Annotated in this window: 3 protein-coding genes; all 3 read left to right on the top strand. The window is 67.2% G+C overall.

The window, feature by feature from the left end; genetic code table 11:
- Positions 1-408: 408 nt before the first annotated feature.
- The 3 genes from ALA01S_RS30660 to draG are packed head-to-tail and all read left to right on the top strand — an operon-like array spanning position 409 to position 2,804.
- Entirely contained in the window at positions 409-1,029 is a 621-nt protein-coding gene (locus ALA01S_RS30660; RefSeq protein WP_066343516.1) for a hypothetical protein, read from the top strand.
- A 7-nt stretch (positions 1,030-1,036) separates the two neighbouring features.
- Positions 1,037-1,894 carry an NAD(+)--dinitrogen-reductase ADP-D-ribosyltransferase gene (locus ALA01S_RS30655; protein ID WP_238456025.1) on the top strand — a complete coding sequence of 286 codons (858 nt, stop codon included), beginning with the start codon at positions 1,037-1,039 and terminating at the stop codon, positions 1,892-1,894.
- The gene (draG, locus tag ALA01S_RS30650) at positions 1,884-2,804 is read left to right on the top strand and encodes an ADP-ribosyl-[dinitrogen reductase] hydrolase (RefSeq protein ID WP_066343514.1); all 921 of its coding nucleotides are present in this window, start codon (positions 1,884-1,886) and stop codon (positions 2,802-2,804) included. The genes ALA01S_RS30655 and draG overlap by 11 nt, the downstream gene beginning before the upstream one ends.

Raw genomic sequence — 2,804 nt, 5'->3', positions numbered from 1 at the left:
GTGAACGAGAAGTTGACGAATCTGTGGGCGTCGTCGCGATCTCAATGCAGCCTTAGGTGCCTGTGGTCTTCTTCTGCAGCGCCTCGGGGGACTGGCATGGGGTCCGCGCATCCAGCCCTACGCAATGGCCGTGCCATGTGGTCGCTCAGAGGGAAGCGCCCTCCAATGCGCTCCGGGCCGGTTGCGCAACGCATACAAACCCGGTGGGAATGTCGGAAAGGCGACAAAGGCCGGAGCTGGCCTTGTCGGGAAGGCGCTTTTGCGTCATGCGGCCCCGCGCCACGGGGCTGGTATGCGAGGGATTTGCGGTGGTACGGGGGTTGCATAAGGGCTTGCAAGGGCTTTGCGTGCGCTTGATGTTGCGCAAGGCCTCGTGACCATTCACATCTCAACCCACCGGAGTCCTTGATGACCGCTACCGTTGCCGCTTCCCCCGTCGCCGCCGCTCTGGCCGACACCGCCATGGCGCCCCTGGAGGCACAAGGGCGGCTGCTGAACCCCGTGCTCAAGGCCGCTACCAAGAAGCCGGGCCGCGTGGGCTTCCGCGGCGAGCTGGCCCTGCGCTTCGCCCCCAAGCTGGCTGACGAAGCCCGCCCGCCTGAGCTGACCTGCGACCAGGTCATCGCCATCGCCGAGAAGGGCAACTCCAAGCTGCCGTTCTTCGCCGGCTACCTGCTGAGCTTCGAGCACCTCAAGGACGTGGCCGAAGTGCTGGGCGAGCAACTCAGCGCCGGCGGCAAGTACTTCCTGTTCTGCAACAACATCGACCTGCTCAAGAAGTACCAGGTGGCCTACAACGGCGCGATGTTCTACGTGCTGCCCATCGACGAGTCCACCGTCTACAACGAGCTGCTGGAACTGCTGTACCTGGAAAAGAGCGAGCTCAAGCGCCTGGACACCGCCGGCAAGACCGACGCCGTGGCCGACGCCGCGCTGAAGTTCGACGTGACCTTCGACAACATCACCTACGAAGAAGGCCTCAAGCTCATGGGCCCGGTGCGCAACCCGAACGAGAACCGTCCGGTCTGACGCCATCGTGTCCCTCCCGCCGGCGCTTGAGGACGATCTGCTGCTGACGGGAGAGGCCGACCCGGCCCGCTGGTATGCCACCAACCTGGTCGGCATTCCGGCACCGCTGCTGGGCAGCGCCGAATTCAATGCGCACCCCAGGCGGCTGCGCATTGCAGGAGCCCGCGCTTCCAGCGCGGGCCTTTTTGCCTTGCTGGACCAGTGCGGCAGCGCCGCCGAGGCGCGCGGCATCTTCGAGCACTACATGGAGCTGGTGTTCGGCCTGGCCAAGCCCGCGGGGCGCGCGGCACCGTCGGAGCAGCGCCGCTGGAAGGCCAGCTACCTGAAGCTGCTGCAGGGCTGGGGCATGGACGCCAATGCGGCGGCCGGCGCCGTGCTCAAGGGCTGGGCCGAGAGCCGCTTCGGCCTGGTGCCCAGCTTTCACAAGGCGCCGCTGCGGCGCTTCCCTTCGCCGGCGTGGATGACTTACCTCGAAGAGAAGACCACCAGCCGCTACCACAACAACAACATCCACCAGCAGCTGGACCTGCTGTTCGAGTTCTGCCAGTGGATGCTGTGGCGCTTCCAACTGCTTGGGCCCGGCACGCACGTGCCGCTGTGGCGCGGCAGCACGCGCTGCGAGGAGCAGGTGGTGGGCGGCTCGCTGCGTGAGCGCCGCTGCACCATGCGGCTCAACAACGTTGTTTCCTTCAGCCTTTCGCGCGAGACGGCAGGCTGTTTCGGCGACTGGCTCCTGTACGCGCAAGTGCCCAGGGTCAAGTTGCTTCTTGTCCCCGGGTTGCTGGACACGCGCTCGCTGCAAGGCGAGTCCGAGGTGCTGGCCCTGGGGGGCGACTACGAAGTGGAGGCCAGCTATGGCGTTTGATGAAGGCGGTGCGCCCGGTGCTCTGCTGGACCGCGCTTTGGGGGCCTACCTGGGCCTGGCGTTGGGCGACGCGTTGGGCGCGACCGTGGAGTTCATGACTCCGCGCGAGATCGCGCTGCGCTTCTCGGACCAGGGCGGCGTGCACCGGCGCATCACCGGTGGCGGCTGGCTCAACCTGCCGCCCGGCCAGGTCACCGACGACACCACCATGAGCCTGGCCCTGGGCCAGGCGCTGCTGGAAGGCCGCCGCCAAGGCAAGCCCGGCGATACGCGGCTCATCGCCGAAGCATTCGTGGCCTGGTGGCGCGGCCGTCCGGTGGACTGCGGCAACACCTGCAGGCGTGGCATCCAGCGATTCATTCGCACGGGCGCCCTGTCCACGCCGTTGAACGACGGCGACGGCGGCAACGGCGCCGTGATGCGCAACTTGCCCGCTGCCCTGGCCACCTTGGGGGACGACGAGGCTTTCGAGCGCATCTCGCTGGCCCAGGCCCACCTCACGCACAACCACCCCTACTCCGACGCAGCGACCTTGGGGCTGGGACATTTGCTGCGTTTGCAACTCGCCGGGGCGAATGCCGAGGCCTTGGCGCTGCAGGCGGTGCAACTGGTGCAGAAGCACCCGGTGTTCCGCTTCGAGCCCTATCCCGGCCGCGCCAGCGGCTACGTGGTGGATACGGTGCAAACGGTGCTGTGGGCCTTCACGCAGCATGCGGATTTTGAAGAAGCCGTCGTGGCCGCCGCCAACCGCGGCGAGGACGCGGACACCACCGCCGCACTCGTGGGCATGCTCGCCGGTGCACGTTGCGGTGCGGCCGCACTGCCGCGCCATTGGCTCAAGCGCCTGGTGCCTGACGTGGCTCGCGCCATCACCGAGCAGACCAGGTTGCTGGTGGCGCCGTTTCTCTAA

It is taken from the genome of Azohydromonas lata NBRC 102462 (assembly GCF_001571085.1).
In the GTDB taxonomy this organism is placed as follows: Bacteria; Pseudomonadota; Gammaproteobacteria; order Burkholderiales; family Burkholderiaceae_C; genus Azohydromonas; species Azohydromonas lata.
This window is presented reverse-complemented; position numbering and strand designations above follow the sequence as displayed.

What these genes read in the sequence shown, in the direction of transcription:
- ALA01S_RS30660 (WP_066343516.1), top strand. Translation starts at nt 409, where the DNA reads ATGACCGCTACCGTTGCCGCTTCCCCCGTCGCCGCCGCTCTGGCCGAC.
- draG (WP_066343514.1), top strand. Translation starts at nt 1,884, where the DNA reads ATGGCGTTTGATGAAGGCGGTGCGCCCGGTGCTCTGCTGGACCGCGCT.